Consider the following 19081-nt stretch of genomic DNA (forward strand, 5'->3'; position numbering starts at 1 on the left):
ATGAACCAAGAATGTATACAGACGAAAGATCTGCAGATTGGATATGAAGATGAGATTGTTATAAATAAATTAAATTTGAAAATTCCCAAGGGGAAAGTTACAATGGTGATCGGCTCTAACGGATGTGGAAAATCAACATTGTTAAAAGCCGTATCCCGCATTATTCCCAGCCGCCATGGCGAGATATTATTACATGGCAAGTCGCTGCGCAGACAGGCTTCCAAATCCATTGCCCGCAAAATGGCTGTTCTGCCTCAAAGTCCTTGCGTACCCACCGGGCTTATGGTGAAGGAACTTGTGGCATATGGCCGTTTTCCTTACCAGCGCCCGATGAGCGGACTGAATGAACATGACCTTCAGATGATCGATTGGGCAATGCATTCCACCGGAGTCTACGAATTGAAAGAAAAGATGGTGGAATCCCTGTCCGGCGGCCAGCGTCAAAGGGCATGGATAGCCATGGCACTGGCACAGGAAACTGAGATATTAGTATTGGATGAGCCCACCACCTATCTTGATATGTCCCACCAGATTGAAATATTAAAACTTCTCAAAAAACTGAACCGTGAAAACAACCGTACAATTATTATGGTAATTCATGAACTGAACCATGCTTCTAAGTTTGCAGACCATTTGATTGGGATGAAAAAGGGCAATGTAATATTCGAAGGAAAACCGGTTGATGTCATTACCAAAGAAAACTTAGTTCAGCTTTACGGAATTAATGCCCGGCTGGAGCAAAGCAGAACGGGCGACTATCCTATCTGCGTTGACTATGATACACTGGAACATGTTTAAACGCTTCTTTTATCCGACTCCAGAAACTCTCGGAAGATCTGTACATGAAGTATTTCGTCCAGTGCCAGGCGATTCAAAACAGCGCTGACACAAGGATCTTTGATCTCTTTTGCAGTCTGTTGGTAGAATGCGGCAGCTCCTTCTTCAGAAGCTATATTTGCTGCCAGTATATGATGGACCTCCTGGCAATAGTCAATGGCATCAGCATTCCAGCATTCACATGCATTGTTGGCAAGCCTAGGATCTCCCCCCAGCATAGTGATCAATTCTCCGATCGTATAGAGATGGAACATTTCCACTTTGGAAATAGCCATCAATGTCTTCCCCAAATCGGAAAACCGGTCTGACAGAATCCAGTGCTGGTATAAATAGGTGGTAATAGCGGTCATTTCACTTTCCTGTGCCCTTATTGCCGGATAAAGCATCTCCGCATAATATGGATTTTTCCTGCTTACTTTAATCGGCGGATAAGGATCCGGATTGGCAACGGGCCTGGTACTCCCGGAATTATTCTGCATCATGGCTATGTACCTCTGTTTTCTTCATTTATTATCTATCATATGTCTCCCAACCTGAAAAATGACATGCATTCTATTTAATTAAAAAAGACTGTGCAGTTCCCTGCAGCAGCCTTTTCAACTTTTTATGCCCTTAAAGCATAATCCTTATTTTTTTAATTGCCTTCTGCTCCATCTGATCCACCCGCAGAACCACGCCATCCGCTTTTAATTCCGGATGAGTTCCATCTTTCGGGATAAATCCAAGATGTTCTACCATATACCCGGACATCGTATCATAATTTTCCGTTTCCAGTTTCAGGTGCAATTTATCATTTAAATCATCTACCAGCATTTGTCCATCTACTACATATGTTTTCTCATCAACCTGAACAAATTCAGGCTCTTCTTCCTCATATCCATTATTGATCTCGCCCATTACTTCTTCAACCAGATCTTCTACTGTAACGATACCTGAGAATCCGCCGTATTCATCAATTAAGATCGCCATATGATTTTTCTTCGTCTGCAGGTCACGGAATAATTCATCCGTATTCTTAGACTCCGGTACGAAATATGGCTCCTGCATTATCTCTTCTACCTTTACACCGGTAAAAGTGCTTTCCTTGGCTGCCAATATGAAATCCTTCATATGCAGAACACCGATAATATTGTCAATATCTTCTTTATAGACCGGTATTTTGGAATGTCTGCTGGATAACAGCTCATCCACATAGTCTTCCAGCGGCTCGTCTATATCAATTGCATAAACTGCTTTTCTGGGAACCATAACATCCTTTGCTATTTTATCATCAAAAGAAAAAATCGATGTTATCATTTCCTTTTCAATTTCATTAAACACACCTTGTTCACTGCCTGATTCTAATAAGGCCTTGATTTCCTCCTCCGACACACGCTCTTCTATATTCTCTGTTTTCATACCAGCTAATCGTAATATGAAATTCGTAGACAGAGACAAAAGCTTAATAAACGGCGCCATTACCTTTGATACAATGTAGATCGGTTTTACTGTCCATAAACTAAAGGCTTCCGCTTTCTGCAAAGCTATTCTTTTCGGTACCAGTTCCCCCAATACAAGGGTTACAAAAGAAAGTAAAATAGTAACAATAACAAGTGCGATGGTTTCGCTGAATGGGACGTTGAACTTGCTCATCCATCCTCCCAGAATCTTCGAAATACCGGATGCTGCTGATGCACTGGAGAAGAAGTTTGCAAAAGTAATCACTACCTGAATCGTAGATAAGAACTTTGTGGAATCCTCCATCAGTCTGAGTATCAAAACTGCTTTCTTGTTACCGTTCTCAGCAAGACGTTTGATCTTGTTCTTATTGACAGATACCACTGCCATCTCAGCTCCTGCAAAGAACGCATTTACAAATGTTAAAAACACCAAAAATAATAGTTGCAGTGCAATCTGTGTCGCACCAGGGTCAGGGTCTAAATCCATGATATAATTCCTCCTAAAAAATTTTAGTCCGATTATATCATAGGATATTCACCCTGCACAACTATATAATAGAAAATTAATAGATTTAATAAAAATTTTATCTTTCACTAATATACAGATTTACTTTTTGCAGAATGGTATTTACTGCATCCTCTACGGAAACATTATCCTTTACGCATCGTTTCACCTGCTCAAATACGGTTTCTTTAATTACATTATCAGACAGCGGTCCTTTATCCAGAGACTCTACAAAACCTTTAAAGGTATTAATTTCTTCATTTGTAGGCCACTCAATATCCAGGGAGACCATTTCCCCCGTCTGGCTACTTCCACTGCTTAAGCTTCCTAACCCTTTTGCCGGTTTGTCGTTAATCACTGTATCAAATGCAGCTTTATTTACCGGGAATCCCCCTCCCTGATTGACAATCTGAGATTCTTTGGACAAAAGGAAAGATGCAAATTTCCCAGCCTGCTCCGGCGCTGTACTTTTACTGCTGATTCCGATAACCGTCCCCGGTACATATACATTCTTTGACTGCCCATTCAGCAATCCATAAGTTTCTCCATCTATCTGCTTGATTGAGGAAACCACCATAGCCAAATCGTTCATAGACATAATATTTCCAATGCTGATTCCCATACTGTCATCCATTCTGCCCATACTTCCCATAGAAACACTTAAGAAAGAACTTGCCGTTGAATTTTTAATGTCTTCTTCCACATAGGTATCGACCTGATCCTGACTGTGGTCCTCCAGATCATAGAGACGCTTGAATTGTGTAACAAACTCTGTCAGTGCATCCTTATCCAGGGTTCCGTCCTCTTTTTCCCATGCAGGTGAGCTTACATTATATAACGGTTCCAATGCCAGGTCTACCATGGACATCTGAGAGAGTACTCTCATATAGCTCTTTTCATTCTTCATTTTTTCAGCCTGATCTGCAAGGGATTTCAGATCTACTGCCGCATCAACCGTCTCTTTAGTGGACTGAATCGCCGGTATCTGGAATCTGCTTGGAACAGCATAGATTTTCCCATCACTTTCATAGGTATTCTTAATGTTTTCAATAAATCCCTCTTCAGAGGAAATCGGTTCCAGCACACTGCCAAGGTCTGTCAATATTCCTTTTTCTATATACGACTGAATTGGCATTCCGTCCAAAAGAAGCAGATCCGGTCCTTTCCCCGCCAGGATATTTGTATTTAATGTACGGAGTGCATCGGATGTATTTACTGCATCATCCCCCGACAATCCAACTTCCAGCGTCACACAGGTATCCGGATACTTCTTTTGGAAGAGGGCTATTGCCTGGCGGATTTCAGGATTATCCCGTAGTGTATAGGCCTTTATCTCATTACTTGGTACGGCTGGTGTATCCTTTGAGTACACATAACGCAATAATTTATATTCGCTTCCATCCATGCAGGCAACCAGGAAAGAATCATCATCCATGGATGCCATGGACACCAGTCCCGTGCTGGGGCTTCCAAGGGAATTCAACTCTCCATTCATAATCTGTTCTGCTATGCTTCCCCCAATGGTATGGCTATAGAAACCATTGGAATTGCAGTAGTATACCGACTCTCCTTCTTTCCCTTTTTGGAACAACACCGACTTTGTACTGGAACTGCCCTCCAACTGTCCCGGGGAGTCTTTTCCCACTATCTGCTCATCCAGAACTTTATCCTTATCCATCAGTTTACCAGTTGTGATATCATAAAGCTGCACCTCATCCGTAGTTACTACAAGAAGTACGTTTCCTGCAGTTCCAATGGTTATGGGAGAGGTACCCTTTGCGAACTCTTGTGCCACAGTTCCTTTTTCTGTATCTATTAAAAATACGCCCTTGCTTCCCATTGCCAGCAGTTTACCGTCTTCCGTAAAGCTTACATCGGACAGGTTTGCCTGGGCATTTGCTTCTGCTCCGCCAAATAATTGGTCAAATACTTTTACATTTCCATCTTTGTCGGCATACAAGGGCTGGAAACTGCCATCTTCCGAATATTTTACAGCTCCAATCGCACCATCCGGTGACAAAGCCATATGATATAAATAAGCCACATCATCGTTCAGAATATCTGCCGGGAAATCCGACACTTTTTCCCAGGTCTTTCCCACATCTTTGGAACTCCATATCTCCCTGCTGCCTGCTTCATTGCTAATCGCCATATTCACACTTCCGTCTGTCTGCCTGCATATATCCAGTATCATAGCTGTTCCCTCAGGCAATGCCGCATCTTCTTCCAGATAGCGTCCCATCGCACCTGCTTCTGAACCAGTTGAAGTATTGGTTCCGGATGCTGCCTCATTTCCCCCTTGTGTATCCGATACACTATCGGTACCACTCTGGCATCCTGCCAGCGGTATAGCCGCCAGCCCCGCCGCCATTGTCAGACATATTCCCTTTTTTAAAAAACCTCTCATTGTTATTCCTCCTCATAATGATATTAATTTGTTTTGATGGAGCCAGAATAGCATACTTTTCTCTAGCTACTCTCTAAAAATTAAAACTTAATGATTCTTAAGTTATTTTCTGCTTTATTTTAATACAATTCATATTATAATAGGATCAGGAGGCGAAATGTTATGAGAATATTAATAATTGAAGATGATTTGATTTTATGTGATTCATTAAAATACCAGTTAGAACACGAAGGCATCTCTGTGGATGTCTGCCACGACGGGGAGTCCGGACTTCGCTATATACGTGAAAATGTCCATGATCTTATTCTGCTGGACCGTATGCTCCCTTTAATGGACGGTACTGCCGTTCTGAAGAAAGTGCGTTCGGAGCAAATATCCACACCTCTGATTCTGGTGACTGCACTGGGTGATTTACATGACCGTGTGCAGGGGCTGGATCTTGGAGCCGATGATTATATTGTAAAACCCTTTGCATTTGAAGAGTTAATGGCAAGAATCCGCTGCATCAGCAGAAGGCCTGCAGGCTGGAATGAAAACAAACCCCTTACCTATGGCGATATCTCTTATGATGCGTCACAGAAAAAACTCTCACGGGGAGAACTGACCTGTGCCCTGTCACGTCGGGAGGGTGACCTGCTGGAGGCTTTTTTAAATAATTCGGGTAAAATTCTTCCCCGTATGACCCTGTTAACCCGCGTGTGGGGACCGGATGCCTCTGTGGAGGAAGGGAATCTGGATAATTATATCCATCTCCTGCGAAGGCGTCTTACCAGTGTCAGCAGCACCCTTACCCTGAAAACGATCCGCGGGATCGGATATAGCCTGGAGGATACAAATGTTTAGAAAATTACACCATCAAATGACACTTTTCTGTACTATGGTGACCGGACTCATCCTGGTCGCCATGTCCTGCATCTGTCTGACCATAGCTGAATCCGGCATCAGAGATATCAGTTATTCCTCTTTTATAAATAACATAAATTCACTCTACTCTTATCTTGAGAACCAATCAGTCATTACTCATACCTGGATTACTCAGATGGAATACAATTACCATATACAGCTGGAGATAAAAGACACCGGAAACAATCTGGTATTCGACTCCCTGAATCCATCTCCCGCTGCCGAAAAGCTAACTGCCCAGGCAAACGAAACTGCTTTGCAGACCTTCGGACTGGATATTGACAATTTTAGAAAAAACAGTGTGCTGTCCAAACATGAAGAATTTAAAATGACAGGAGAGGATGGAGAACTTTATTATGCCTCGGTAGCTCTGATTCCCAAAGACAGCGGTTATCTTAGTATAACTGCCATCTCTCCTTTTACCTCCCAGAAATCTCAGATCTTTCGCCAACGTATGCTTATTGTACTTGTTGATCTGTGCGCTATTATACTTCTCGGTATTTTTTCCTGGCTCTTTACACGCCATATGATTCGCCCATTAAAAGAAAACCGGGAAAAGCAGGTACAATTCGTCGCTTCTGCATCCCACGAGCTCCGCTCTCCCCTCACGGTTATTACAAGCAGTCTGTCCGCACTGAAAATTGCAGGCAAAGAGGATGCCATACGATTTATCCACGCAATGGAATCAGAAGCGGCCCGTATGGCAAGGCTGATCAATGACATGCTTACCCTTGCAAATGCAGATGCCAGAAACTGGACCATTCAGCGGGAGCCCACGGAACTTGACACACTGGTTTTAGAAACTTATGAAAAATTCGAGCCCCAGGCTTTGGATAAGAATATGGATTTTGCCTTTCATATTCCAGAGCAGTCGATTCCCCCGCTTCTCTGTGATCCGGGACGGATTGGTCAGATTCTGTCCATACTGCTGGACAATGCTTTCTCCTATACTCCTGAAGGCGGAAAAGTGAGTATTTCCCTTACATTTGGTTCCGGCAAGTTCCAGATTGCCGTGACCGACAGCGGTCCCGGCATCGCGGATGAGAATAAAAAAGCGGTGTTTGACCGGTTTTACCGGGTAGATGCATCCCATAAAGATAAAGAGCACTTTGGACTTGGTCTCTGTATTGCAAAGGAAATAATAAAACTGCATAAAGGAAGGATCTGGATTGAGGATGCCCCAGGAGGCGGGACAAGCATTATGATACTGCTGCCTGTTACCTCATAAAACCTGACATCATGCATCCGCCCTTTGCTCCGGCGCGGATTACCTCCTGTATATTGTCCGGTGATATCCCCCCAATGGCATAAACCGGAATACTTACTTTTTGGCAAACTTCTTCTAGAAATGCAAGCCCCCGCCCGGGAATTCCTTTTTTACAGTCCGTCTGAAAAATGTGCCCTGCGAGCAAATATCCGGCACCCAGAAGCTGTGCTTCTTCTGCTTCTGGGACACTGTGAACCGACACCCCCACCGCCTGAAACTCTCCCAGTACAGTACTTTGTAAATTACAGGTGCTGCCTGCTCCGGTATTCACTCTTTGCTGTACTGTATTTCCTGTATATTTCCTGAGCATCTCCATAGAGATCTGCACTTCCGGATTCTGCAGTTTTTGAGCGGTTTCTATAAACTGATTGATTACCAGCGGTTTCCCATACTCCTGACAGATCTCTTTGCATTTTTCTGCCAGTGCTTCATAATCATCGGAAGAAAGATCTTTCTCCCGCAATACAATTTTCTCTATCTCCTGCCTATCCGCCAGTTCCCTTATCTTCGTTAAGAAATTTCCTGTACAAAGTTTTCTGTTAGTTATACACAAATACATCTTCTGCCTCCCGGGTTTTCCACAATTGAGATTATATATACTACACGCCCCCTGCATAAAACCTGTAAACATGCATTTTGTCCATGTATTACACTCTGATATAATCCACATAGACAGGCTGCAGTCCCTGGGCAATAATTGCCCGCTTCACGTCTTCTACATTTCTGGGGTCTGATATTTCGAACTGTTCATCGCCTTTTGCCTCTTCTCCATGCCCTCCAACGCTTACCTTTACCCCCGCTGATATCTTAGTGGCGCACATACCAATGACATGATCCCGGAAGCCTTCCCTTTCCCGGGTAGAAATGGTTATCCCTGCAAATGGCATGAACAGGCGATATGCCAGCATGACCTGAAGCAGCTGGGTTTCGTGAACATCTTTGGGATTGATCTTGTCATTATTAATAATTGGACGAAGCCTTGGCGGAGAAAAAGCAATCTCCGCATGGGGATATTTCTGCTGAACCAGATAGGCATGCATTCCGGTTGCAAACGCATCCTTACGAAAATCATCCAAGCCTAAAAGGGCGCCAAAGGCTACGGAACGCATTCCTCCTTTCAGGGCTCTTTCCTGGGCATGAAAGCGATATGGATAAATACGCTTGGGACCGCTTAAATGGAGCCGTTCATACCTTATGGGATTGTAGGTCTCCTGATAGACACAGACGTAATCTGCACCGCAGGTATGCAGATATTGGTACTCGTCCGTATTCAAAGGATAAATTTCAACCCCCACTAAGGCAAAATACCTGGCTGCTATCCTGACTGCCTCTCCAATATAGTTTACATCAGATGCCTTTCTGGATTCTCCTGTTAATAGTAAAATATCCTGTAATCCGGTGGATGCGATATTCTTTAATTCCTCTTCTATTTCATCCATGGAAAGTTTTCCCCGTAGAATTCGGTTTTTACAATTATAACCACAGTAAATGCAGTTATTTTCACAATAATTTGCAATATACAATGGAGTAAAAAGTGAAACTGCATTTCCAAAATGCTTTCCCGTCTCTGCCTTTCCTTTTCTCGCCATCTCTTCTAAAAAGGGTTCTGCCGCCGGGGAAAGAAGCGCCGCAAAATCTTCGGGAAGCAGGCTTTCCTTTGCCAGCGCCAGTTTTACATCTTTGGCGGTGTAAGCTTCATAATCATATATATTGACCTTTTCCAGAACCTTATCCATAATATCGGATTGTAAATCTTCCATTCCCGGCTGATATTCCATATGGTTTGTCTCTTCCGTGATAAACCTGCCGGATCTAATACCGGAGAACCCTGCTTTGGGATACTCCGGTTTCTTCTCATTTTCTGTACTCAAACACACTCTAGTTTCCTTTCTTTCATTCGAAATCTTAAGTTGCAAGCTGCCAGAGCATTCATATTTAATTAAAGCAATTTTCAAATGCTCTCTGATTCTATCATATTCATACGTGCTCTAATCCTGTAAAAATCCGGTCAATGGACTGGATGCTTCCGCCATCTGTTCCAATACCCGGCCTGGTCCTGCCAGATATGCCATTCTTCCTGATATTACCGCCAGCTTGAATGCTGCTGCCATCTGTGCCACATCTCCTGCCGTTGCAATTGCGGTATTTGCCATAATGGCGTCTACCCCCATTTCCATTGCCTCACATGCCTGGGAAGGCCTTCCGATTCCGGCGTCAACGATGATCGGCAGGTCAATTTCTTCCACCAGCATTTTGATAAATTCCCTGGTACACAGACCCTTGTTGCTTCCAATTGGAGCTCCCAGAGGCATAATGGCTGCTGCTCCTGCATTTACCATATCTCTGGCTGCATTTAAATCCGGGTACATATAGGGCATTACAATAAATCCTTCCTTTGCCAGTACTTCTGTTGCTTTGATTGTCTCATAATTATCCGGAAGCAGATATTTGGAGTCGTGCACAACCTCAATTTTTACAAAGTCACCGCAGCCGATTTCCCTTGCCAGACGTGCAATGCGGACCGCCTCTTCCGCCGTTCTGGCACCGGATGTATTTGGCAGTAAGGTAATGCCTTCCGGCATATAGTCCAGGATGTTTTCTTCCCCGCCTACATTGGCACGGCGAAGTGCCAGTGTAGCCATTTCCACTCCTCCATTTTTAATAACTGCATTGGTCATCTCTAATGAAAATTTGCCTGATCCCAGGATAAACCTGGATTCAAAGGCATGACCGCCTATGATTAATTTATCTTCCATTTCTGTATCCTTTTCCTTTCGAAACATTTATGATGAACCTGTATTCCTGCGTTTGCCGCAGATATTCTATTGATGCAGACCGCGCACTATACGTCCGTGATTCCAAGTATCAGACGCAGAACCATATTGGCCTGATGTCCGGCACACACCTGGACTCTGGGTGCCATCAGCCCTCTTCCTTCCTTTGCTTCATTTTCCATATCCCCGCACACATAGAGCCTTGACATCTTACGCACGGTCTTTATTTCATTGGCACTGTCATATCCGGCCATCCCGGATGCGGAAACGATTGTGGATTCCGGGAGTTCCATCAGTACCGCATTTACCAGAGCCGCCTTGGCTTCCGGCCTGTCAAATGCTTCACATATAATGGGATATTCCTCAAATATACCCGCCGCATTTTGTGAGGTTACCCTTCTGTCTATTGTCTCTACCTGGATAAAAGGATTGATCTGGGCAATCTGTTCTTTTAATGCCTCTGTTTTCTTCTTACCCAGATGGGAAACCAGATAGTTCTGGCGGTTTAAGTTACTCGGTTCTACTACATCAAAATCTACCAGCAAAAGCTTCCCTACGCCTGTCCTTGCAAGCATCACCGCAATGTGAGATCCCAGGCCGCCCAGTCCCGCTACTGCGACACAGGCATTGTTCACTTTTTCCCAGACCCCGGGGGTGTGCCTGGATGCCATCATGGCCTCCAGCTCCTCTTGCCCCGGCAGCACCCCTCTATGTATAAAAAACACCTCATCCATCTCTTTTAATGTTCTTGTCCCACTGATGAATTCTTCTATGGGAACAGAAAAACCATTTAAGATTACGATATCCTCTTCTTTGCCGTACTGTCCTTTTAATTCCGCCAGGGTATTGCACTGAATTTTGGTGATCTTTCCATTTAATTTTATCTGCATTGCTCAACCTCCGCCTACGAAACTGACGATTTCCAGGCAGTCCGCATCATTTAAAACAATGCCTGCAAATTTCCCTTTTGGTACGATTACTCCATTTAATTCTACAGCGATTCTGGAAAGATTATAATTTTTTTCTATCAGAAATTCTTCCAGCGTTATTGTTTTTATTAGTTCTGCTGTCTGTCCATTTATTTTCATGATTTATATCCCGTCCTGTTTCTTTATTCCCACAGCAGCGCGGCAAGCGGACCTGCCTATATGTAAATTGGGAGACTGCCGTGAGGATCTAATATAAATTTTTACTTTTCCGTACAGAATTCTACCTTTTTGCCTTCCAGTATCATATTTGTAGTTCGGACTGCACACATTTTTCCGCACATGGAACAGGTATGGCGGTCTGCCGGAGGCGTGCTTTCAAAATACTCTTTTGCCTTCTTTCCATCAATTGCGATGTCAAACATTTCATCCCAGTCCATCTTATGCCTTGCTTCTGCCATACGGTTATCAATATCTCTGGCTCCTTTGATTCCTTTGGCGATATCTGCTGCATGAGCTGCGATCTTGCTGGCTACAATGCCTTCTCTTACATCACTCACATCCGGCAGGCGCAGGTGTTCCGCCGGAGTAACATAACATAAGAAATCCGCTCCGTTTGCAGCCGCTATTGCGCCTCCGATTGCGGATGTAATATGATCATACCCCGGTGCAATATCCGTTACCAGAGGTCCCAGAACATAGAATGGGGCATTATGGCAGATTCTCTTTTCCATTTTCATATTTGCAGCAATCTCATCCATTGCCATATGTCCCGGCCCCTCTACTAATACCTGCACATCCTTTTCCCATGCCCATTTAGTCAGGTTGCCGATTTCTATTAACTCCGCAATCTGTCCCGCATCGGAACTGTCTGCAATGCATCCCGGACGCAGAGCATCTCCGATACTGATTGTCACATCATGTTCCCGCAGTATATCCAGCACTTCATCATAGTATTCAAAGAATGGATTTTCGTTTCCCGTCATTTCCATCCAGGCGAACAACAGGGAACCTCCTCTGGAAACAATATTCATTTTCCGTCCTGCCCTGCGGAAGCTCTCCACCGCTCTGCGGTTTAATCCGGCATGGATAGTAACAAAATCAACGCCTTCTCTTGCATGTGCTTCTACCACTCTTAAAAAATCCTTTGCCGTGATCTCTAACAAATCTTTCTCTAAATAACCAATGGCATCATACATCGGTACCGACCCAATCATTGCCGGAGACATCTCAATTAATTTTTCCCGGAAGTCATGTGTTTTTCCATAATTACTCAGGTCCATGATTGCTTCTGCTCCAAAATCAATTGCCATCTGCACCTTTTTCAATTCCCGGTCATAATCCTTACTGTCCCCTGAAATTCCCAGATTTACATTTATCTTAGTGCGAAGTCCGCTTCCGATTCCCTCCGGAGAGAGAGAGGTGTGATGTACATTAGCCGGAATTACTGCCTGTCCGGATGCCACCAGTTCCATTAATTTGGGAACCTCCATTTCTTCTTTTGCCGCTACAATCTCCAACTGCGGTGTTACAATTCCTTTCTTTGCTGCTTCCATCTGCGTGTAATATGCGCGCATTTGCTGTTCCTCCTTATGTGTTTGTATTAACGAATAGCAAATGCCTGGTTTATTGCATGAAAAAAGACAGGTAATTGCTTACCTGCCAGTTCACTCTGTTTTTCATAAAAAAATGTTCACTAAAAAGTGAACATCCAACTATTACTCATCGAATGCTCCCTACCACAGTGTTAACTGTCAGGTTCAAAGGGTTAGATATATACATATCAATCTCAACTATTATTAGTTCCCCTGCATAGCTATTCAGTTAGTGTTATTATAGGCGTGTGGGATTTAAATGTCAATAGGGGGGGATGAATCTTTTCGTCCTGTGAAATTAAAATAAAGGCCGAAATCCACCTAGAGCGTGTTTGAAAATTCATTCCTGCCATCTGTACGCCCCACTTTGCGACATATTTGCCCCGAATTCAGGTTACGTAGCCCGCTACGCGCCCTTCATCCGGGACGAATCTCCCACAAACTGTGACGCACAGCTGCCAGAAAGCAATTTTAAAACACGCTCTATTGTAATATCAGCCCTTATTTTATAAGCACAGAACGGGATATCACTAATTTAGAAATAATCGGAAAAATATGGTTTTCCCACCGGTATTAGCCGTTCTAATATCTGTACCATATAATATTCCATATCAAGCCTGTCATTTTCATACAGATACGAAGGCCTTTTGTATCCCATTAACATTGTGGTCAGAGTTTGTATATCTAACTCTACGATATTCGTAAGCGGCAGATCATTTTCCTGATCACAATATGTCTTCTGATCCTTCCAGTAAATCTGAAAATCTCCTTCATTCCAGGGCGCCATATTATCATGAACAATTAAATGAATATGAAAGTCTTCCGGCATTACCTGAAATGGATACTGCAGAATGAATTCCCGGACATCTACAATCCTTGCCATAATATAAGGTGCAATGGTCTCGGTGATTTCACTGTCTTCCAGAAGAAAAGCAAGGGGTTCCCCGGTATAATTATATCCTTTTACTTCAGTAATCATTGAAAAATGAGAACTGATATAATTCCAGATTCCATGTCTTGCTTCTATATTCAGATAGAGAATTTCTTTGACGTTAAATACTTCATTTTCAATAGAATATACGATATACCCCAGCGGTTTATGCTCTTCACTGTAATAGATTGCCGCAATGACATCATCGGATTCCCAGCGCCAGTATTCTTCCCATGCCAGATCGTCCCTGATTAAAGCTCCGTGTCTTTGGACTGCAAAGTACCGGTAAACGTTCTTTAAGTCTTCATGATCCCATTCTACTCTTTCTACCATACCGGGAACGGGTTGCTTCTTGGGCAGCTGTGTATCCTTAATGCTGAACTTAATCTGATCTGATACAATTTCCCATCCCTTTTTCCTGTAAAAAGGAATAGAGTATGGATACAAAAATGAAACAGACTGCTTTTCTTCCCTCATGTGCTCCAGAATTTTCAGCATCAGGGTATGAATCAATCCTCTGCCGGCATATTCGGGATAGGTAGCAACCCCTGTAATCCCTCCCATCTTATAGATCTCTCCATAGACATTCACTTCCATGGGGTATACTACTATCTGGGATGCCAGTTTATCTTTATGAAAATAGCCCAGTATATAGGACTGCTTTAATATTGGTGCTTTTGCACGCTGGATTTCATCTTCTTCCCAGCCTGACTTTAGTAACTCATCTCCTGTAACCTGAAATACATAGCGAAGCAGCGCATTAAACTCCTCCAGATCGCTGTCCTTTAACTGCCGCATTTGAAACATATCTTCGTTTTTCATCTTTCCTCCAAGAAATTGTCAAAACTTATCTTATATATATATAGCGTGTCTTTATATCTTTTTTATTCTAACACAGGGAAATGTAATTGTCCAATCTACGTTAGAACTTCAGATTCACCGTCATTCTCACCGGCTGATGATCTGTATTCTCAAAACCTACGTCAACTACATCCGCCGTTTCTACCATTATATTTTCAGAAACAATGAATCCATCCAGAACATATACCTGGGAAGTATCATACGAACCGGTATACGGTGCATCCAGCAGACGGCAGGTAGGCGCTGAATCATCAATAACAAAGCGGAAACCTTCCGGAAGGCTGTCTTCATCCATTTTGGGCGGTACCCATCCATCTTTATTCCAGATTGGATACTTGGCTACCGAAGAAAAGGTCTGATTAAAATCACCTCCGGCAATCACATAATTTCCCTTTTGATACTCTTCTTCCAAAACCTGTGCCAGCAGCGCACTCTGCGCCTTCTTCCCTGCCCCATCGTCATAAGCCTCCAGATGGAGATTTACAAGTACAAGCTCTTTGTCTGAGTCCTCGAAAGGTATCCTGGTCGTCAACAGACACCTCTTTAAATTACATGTTTTCACCGGCCAGGAAAAAGACTCCGGCAGTGCTATACGACTGGCTTCTGCTGCCCCCAGCTGCGTATATGTTGCGACGCCCGATTCCACATGTCCGATGAACGGCAGCGGATAAGGAACAAAGTCACATTTAAAATTATAGGCAAACATATTTCCCATCCCAAGTTCTTCTCTGTAAAATGCTGTCTGATCCTGGTAGTAGGAACGTTTTGAATAAATGTCCACTTCCTGAAGAAAATAGACATCCGCCGCATTCTCTTTTAATGTCTGGGAAATTGCCTCCATATTTGCCAGTACCTCTTCTTTTTTATCCGGCATCACCTTCGTACCACCGTCCATAAAGAAATCCTGGGTTTTATCTAAACCGGCATATCCGGTATTCCATGTCAGGAATGTTAGTTTATCGGATACCGAAAGCTTCCTGCTTCCCTTGGGAACTTCTACTTTTTCATTCTTCTTTGGTCTGTATTCCCTTACAGTAAGGTAAATTACACCGGCTGCTCCTATCAGAAATACCACCGCCATTACACCAATAATCACTTTTAAAATCATTTTTGCCATTTTCACACCGATAACGCATCCCGTTCTTACCTGGGATACGGCCACAAATCATACAGGTTGAAGAAATCACAGCGTGGCTTCCTTTCCATTCATATTTTTCTGCAACCCTGACATCCTACTGCCTGCATTTCACTTCAATCCATACAGTATCCGATACTTGCTTTTTCTTCTATTCTATCATATGCAGAAAGAGAAAGCGAGATTTCCTTAAATATCAGACAGCACGTTTAAACGGGCATCCATTTCCCACAAAAATAACAGTACCCGTACAGCTCGCGCAATTAACAGTTAATTACGCAATGCTGTACGGGTACTGCCACTTTTCCTTTACTTGTCCAGCGGTAAGCAGTTCCAGAATTGCTGCTGCACAAATTCCTTTAAATGATCCTGCGAATCTGTTCGCAGTAATACTGTACATTTTCAAATATGGCATCCGGGGCAATCCGATGATCCGGGCAGGGAATGTATCCCCCCAGTTCTATCAGCGGCTTCAGTCTCTCTATCTCTGCATCTATGGCTTTATAATCTCTGGCAAATATAGTTTTATTCATACCTCCAACACCGCGAATCTGTTTTCCATATTTTGCTCTCCATGGCTCTATGGACGCATTCCACGTGCCTACTTCAATGGGAAACATAGTATTGACGCCATTTTCCAGCCAGGTAGGTATCAGGGAATCAATCAAACCGTCACAATCCACTGAAACTATGGTTACGCCATATTGTTTTAACAGCTCTGTTGTCTTTTTATAATGAGGACCTACGTACTCATCAAACACACCGGGTATCACCAGCGGACCATTTTTAAAACAGATATCTTCCCAGTAATGGGCATAATCAAACTTTGCTCCGGATTCCAGCGCCGCTTTGACCCACTTGTAAGACAGCCCTGCCATGGTATCGATTATTTCTGCATACAGCTCTTCGTCATCCATATATAAGTAGCTTAACTGCTCTACCCCCAGCAGATCCCTCATCCTGCCAAGCAGCGAACCGCAGTGTATTGCAACGGGAACCTCACGCCCGGAGGTATCCTGCAGTGATTTCAACAGGCTTTCATCCATACGTTCCTTAGACCATTGCAGACGGGGAAGATAATGTTCTTCCCATGCCTGACGGTCGGTCATTGAGGTTCCAATCTCTGCTGGTATGGAAACTGTCCCCGGTTTTTCCAGTACAATCAGCCCCAGCTCATCCCGGATGATCCTGGAGCCATCCGGCCTTTCTTCCATTACCTCCACTTCAAATCTTGGATAGATGTCCACCTGGCATCCTACGCAGGAGTTCCAGTTAAAATCAAACCCAAGTTTTTTCATCACACTTTTATCAGCCTCAGAATTGTCCCCAAACTTCCGGTAACCTTCTGCTTCTTCTCTGGTAATATGTCCCTCCGCTGCCCATTTGTCCAGCGTTTCCACCCAGTACCCAAAGGACACCACCGGCATATTTTCATAAGGCTTGTAATTTAGAATCGCCATAATATTTTCTCTGTAATTCATTGCCGCCACCCCATTTCTTCTTTTTCATCCTGATAAAAATTCAATTTAAGACACGTTCTAATGCATTTTCTAAGTCTTCCATCAGATTATCCACGCCTTCTAAACCGCAATGGATACGTATCAGCCCCCGGTCATGATCTGACAGATTTAAAAATTTTATTTCCTCTTCCGTTGCCGTATACAGCGGACAGAGGGCAAGACTTTCAAATCCTCCCCAGGAACAGCCTTTTCCAAATAATTTTAATTTGTTAATTACTTTTACCGCTTCCTCGGGGGAATCCTTCAGCACAAAACTTAGTAATCCTGTGTGTCCTTTCTGCTGTTTTTCGATTAACTCCCGCTGGGGATGGGACGGCAGACCGGTATAATAGACGCGTTCCACTCTTTCATGCTTCTCCAGATATTCTGCAATTATCTGTGCCGTCCTGCCATGTTCTGCCACTCTGAGCGCCATAGTCCGAAGTCCCCGGATTGCAAGCCAGGCTTCCATGGGTCCCATATTAGCTCCAAAAAGCTCACGGACGGTGAACTGGATTTCGATCATAAGTTCTTCATCTGCAGATGTGAGAATACCGCCCATAATGTCACTGTGCCCACCGATATATTTGGTAAGGGTATGCATAACCAGATCAATCCCCAGATCCAGCGGTTTCTGATAAAGCGGCGTGCAGTATGTATTGTCAATATACGTTTTCACCCCATGCTTTTTTGCAATTGCTGCTACGCCTGCGATATCAACCACAGTAAAGACAAAGGTAGCCGGGCTTTCTATCATAATCAGATCTGTTTCCGGCAGGATTGCCTTTTCCAGTTCATCCAGGCTCTCTCCTGACCAATAAGTAACAGACATATTCAGCTTAGGAATCATATACCGGTTTAAAATATTCTTTACAGGCCCGTATACATCCCGCATACAGATTATATGGCTTCCTGCTTTACAGGTTGCCAGAATCGCTGCTGATGTTGCCGCCATCCCGCTTCCAAAAGCTGCCGCCCGGCATCCATGCTCTAATGCAGCCACCTTTTCTTCCAGAATATGCACGGTAGGGTTCGAAACTCTTCCGTATTTAAATTCTCCTTTCTTAGAAGCATCACATCCGGCATATTCCTCAAACGTGGGAAATACATGCAGGGAATTCATAAAAACAGGCGGGATTACTGCATTTAAATATTTATCGTATTCATCGCCTAAATGGGTCATGCTTAACAGGTCATCCATCATAATGTCTCCTTCTGGTCCGCCGGATTCACCATGCTGTACAGCTGTATATCCAGCTCAATAATTTTCCGATAGATTTTAATTACTTCTTTTACATTTCTTGCTCTCATCATCCGGACCATATCCAGATGGTAAGGGATGGTATCTAAAATAGTCTGATTTGTTTCATTGACCACACCCTCACACAGATGGAAATAAACATCGTTATATTCACCAAATACATGGATCATATTTTCCACCAGATTGATCATTTCCTTATTACCGTAAGACTCTAATAAAATTTTGTGGAACAGGTTGTCCAGTTCCTGCGGGAAGATTCCGTTATCACACATAGTTATCATCTGTTTTGCAATGTGTTCCAATTGCGATAATACCTCTTCTGATATCACCGGGGTGATCTTTTTCAGCATATACTCTTCCAGAACGGTCTTAATCTCAAACTGTTCGAAAAAATTCCTTTTCTGGATTTTAAACATCATGGATTTGTCAGAGACTTCACCAATCACAAAGGAGCCTCTGCCTGCTTCCACACTTAACAGTCCCTGATTTTCTAACTCACGTATTGCTTCACGCACCGATGACCGGCTTACCCCCCACATCACGGCTAATTCCCGCTCACTTGGAAGTTTTTCCCCTATGCCTATTTTATTTTCCGTAATGTATTCACATATGCTGTCCGCAATTCTTGAATATAACAATCTTGTCGAACCTAATTGTGCAATATTCGTCTTTAATTTAGCCACACTACATACTCCTTTACTAATCTTATTATGACAATTATAACTGTATTTTACTTAGATT

18 protein-coding genes and 1 riboswitch are annotated in these 19081 nt (G+C 43.3%); of the genes, 4 read left to right on the forward strand and 14 right to left on the reverse strand.

From position 1 onward, the window contains the following. Window positions 1–798 carry an ABC transporter ATP-binding protein gene (locus CD03_RS0118990; protein ID WP_027294977.1) on the forward strand — a complete coding sequence of 266 codons (798 nt, stop codon included), beginning with the start codon at window positions 1–3 and terminating at the stop codon, window positions 796–798. Here CD03_RS0118990 and CD03_RS0118995 read toward each other — a convergent pair. The 3 genes from CD03_RS0118995 to CD03_RS0119005 form a co-directional block, all read right to left on the reverse strand. After that, window positions 795–1319: a ferritin-like domain-containing protein gene (locus tag CD03_RS0118995; protein WP_027294978.1), complete on the reverse strand. Its 525-nt coding sequence runs from the start codon at window positions 1317–1319 to the stop codon at window positions 795–797. The genes CD03_RS0118990 and CD03_RS0118995 overlap by 4 nt on opposite strands. A 130-nt stretch (window positions 1320–1449) precedes the next feature. Then, on the reverse strand, window positions 1450–2763 hold the full coding sequence (locus tag CD03_RS0119000) for a hemolysin family protein (RefSeq protein ID WP_027294979.1): 1314 nt from the start codon (window positions 2761–2763) through the stop codon (window positions 1450–1452). Window positions 2764–2860: 97 nt separating this feature from the next. Beyond that, window positions 2861–5188 carry an extracellular solute-binding protein gene (locus CD03_RS0119005; RefSeq protein WP_027294980.1) on the reverse strand — a complete coding sequence of 776 codons (2328 nt, stop codon included), beginning with the start codon at window positions 5186–5188 and terminating at the stop codon, window positions 2861–2863. A gap of 162 nt (window positions 5189–5350) precedes the next feature. Here CD03_RS0119005 and CD03_RS0119010 point away from each other — a divergent pair, with 162 nt between their 5' ends. Both CD03_RS0119010 and CD03_RS0119015 read left to right on the forward strand, forming a co-directional pair. Beyond that, window positions 5351–6031 (forward strand): response regulator transcription factor, encoded by a 681-nt coding sequence (locus CD03_RS0119010; RefSeq protein WP_027294981.1) that lies wholly within the window; start codon window positions 5351–5353, stop codon window positions 6029–6031. Then, window positions 6024–7319, forward strand: coding sequence for a sensor histidine kinase (locus CD03_RS0119015; protein WP_027294982.1), 1296 nt, complete (start codon window positions 6024–6026; stop codon window positions 7317–7319). Before CD03_RS0119010 ends, CD03_RS0119015 begins: the two co-directional genes overlap by 8 nt. Here CD03_RS0119015 and CD03_RS0119020 read toward each other — a convergent pair. From CD03_RS0119020 to thiC, 6 genes are all read right to left on the reverse strand, one after another. Continuing rightward, window positions 7309–7917, reverse strand: coding sequence for a thiamine phosphate synthase (locus CD03_RS0119020; protein ID WP_027294983.1), 609 nt, complete (start codon window positions 7915–7917; stop codon window positions 7309–7311). The two genes, CD03_RS0119015 and CD03_RS0119020, sit on opposite strands and share 11 nt — an antisense overlap. Before the next feature lie 88 nt (window positions 7918–8005). Next, on the reverse strand, window positions 8006–9136 hold the full coding sequence (thiH, locus tag CD03_RS0119025) for a 2-iminoacetate synthase ThiH (protein ID WP_044290125.1): 1131 nt from the start codon (window positions 9134–9136) through the stop codon (window positions 8006–8008). A gap of 210 nt (window positions 9137–9346) precedes the next feature. Beyond that, window positions 9347–10141: a thiazole synthase gene (locus tag CD03_RS0119030; protein WP_330377274.1), complete on the reverse strand. Its 795-nt coding sequence runs from the start codon at window positions 10139–10141 to the stop codon at window positions 9347–9349. 59 nt (window positions 10142–10200) lie between these two features. After that, complete coding sequence (gene thiF / locus CD03_RS0119035) at window positions 10201–11022, reverse strand: sulfur carrier protein ThiS adenylyltransferase ThiF (RefSeq protein WP_027294986.1); 822 nt, start codon at window positions 11020–11022, stop codon at window positions 10201–10203. Between the two features lie 3 nt (window positions 11023–11025). Continuing rightward, entirely contained in the window at window positions 11026–11220 is a 195-nt protein-coding gene (gene thiS / locus CD03_RS0119040) for a sulfur carrier protein ThiS (RefSeq protein WP_197041680.1), read from the reverse strand. A 101-nt stretch (window positions 11221–11321) separates the two neighbouring features. Beyond that, window positions 11322–12635: a phosphomethylpyrimidine synthase ThiC gene (thiC, locus tag CD03_RS0119045; RefSeq protein ID WP_027294988.1), complete on the reverse strand. Its 1314-nt coding sequence runs from the start codon at window positions 12633–12635 to the stop codon at window positions 11322–11324. Between the two features lie 139 nt (window positions 12636–12774). Beyond that, window positions 12775–12878, reverse strand: a riboswitch (TPP riboswitch). Window positions 12879–12985: 107 nt separating this feature from the next. Here thiC and CD03_RS39575 point away from each other — a divergent pair. Next, window positions 12986–13165 carry a DUF6783 domain-containing protein gene (locus CD03_RS39575; protein WP_334291677.1) on the forward strand — a complete coding sequence of 60 codons (180 nt, stop codon included), beginning with the start codon at window positions 12986–12988 and terminating at the stop codon, window positions 13163–13165. 23 nt (window positions 13166–13188) lie between these two features. Here the strand turns inward: CD03_RS39575 and CD03_RS0119050 are convergent, their stop codons facing one another. The 5 genes from CD03_RS0119050 to CD03_RS34080 form a co-directional block, all read right to left on the reverse strand. Next, entirely contained in the window at window positions 13189–14406 is a 1218-nt protein-coding gene (locus CD03_RS0119050) for a GNAT family N-acetyltransferase (RefSeq protein WP_027294989.1), read from the reverse strand. A 100-nt stretch (window positions 14407–14506) separates the two neighbouring features. Beyond that, window positions 14507–15607 carry an endonuclease/exonuclease/phosphatase family protein gene (locus CD03_RS0119055; protein ID WP_330377275.1) on the reverse strand — a complete coding sequence of 367 codons (1101 nt, stop codon included), beginning with the start codon at window positions 15605–15607 and terminating at the stop codon, window positions 14507–14509. Window positions 15608–15939: 332 nt separating this feature from the next. Further along, entirely contained in the window at window positions 15940–17061 is a 1122-nt protein-coding gene (locus tag CD03_RS0119060) for a uroporphyrinogen decarboxylase family protein (protein WP_027294991.1), read from the reverse strand. Between the two features lie 40 nt (window positions 17062–17101). Then, a complete protein-coding gene (locus CD03_RS0119065) occupies window positions 17102–18283 on the reverse strand; it encodes a trans-sulfuration enzyme family protein (RefSeq protein ID WP_027294992.1) in 1182 nt (393 codons plus the stop codon). Further along, window positions 18280–19023, reverse strand: a complete 744-nt coding sequence (locus tag CD03_RS34080) for a FadR/GntR family transcriptional regulator (RefSeq protein ID WP_052377877.1) — start codon at window positions 19021–19023, stop codon at window positions 18280–18282. Before CD03_RS34080 ends, CD03_RS0119065 begins: the two co-directional genes overlap by 4 nt. Window positions 19024–19081: the final 58 nt, after the last annotated feature.

The organism is Robinsoniella sp. KNHs210 (assembly GCF_000686105.1).
Lineage (GTDB): Bacteria > Bacillota > Clostridia > Lachnospirales > Lachnospiraceae > Robinsoniella > Robinsoniella peoriensis.